Source organism: Anaerotignum faecicola, assembly GCA_024460105.1.
GTDB lineage: Bacteria > Bacillota > Clostridia > Lachnospirales > Anaerotignaceae > JANFXS01.
The window spans coordinates 1-417 of sequence record JANFXS010000412.1; the positions used below are offsets into that span (position 1 = coordinate 1).

The window sequence follows — 417 nt, forward strand, 5'->3', positions numbered from 1 at the left end:
GCTACGAATTCGATGGACGGATCTTTCTCTTTTACAATGATCTCACAGGCCTTTGCCAGTCTTCCCTGGCGCTCTTCGTCATTGTCATACAGCTTGATGGCACGAAGCGGAAGCCTGTCTAAATTATCCAACAGCATAAGAATAATCTCAGGCGTATACGTACTGCCGCCTCCTGCGATAACTACGGAAAATTTTTTCTCACTCATTTTTACTTGCTCTCCTTCTATTCAATCTATCTATAGTTTCTGTCAGATTCATACTTTCGTTGTATTTTACTGTTCTATACTTCAGATGCAATTTATTGCTTTATTTCTAAAAAAGCTTTTTAAAACTTCGCTTAAAAAAGCTCAATAGAAGTGGATATACTGATCAAACGGTTTAAAAAGTCTTTTTCATCCGCCGCCTCATACAGCGTGT

General features: G+C 38.6%; 1 protein-coding gene. It reads right to left on the minus strand.

Annotation, left to right across the window (positions count from 1 at the left end):
• The coding region (locus NE664_14630; GenBank protein ID MCQ4727870.1) for a 6-phospho-alpha-glucosidase at window positions 1-206 on the minus strand (206 nt) is incomplete at its 3' end.
• Window positions 207-417 lie beyond the last annotated feature (211 nt).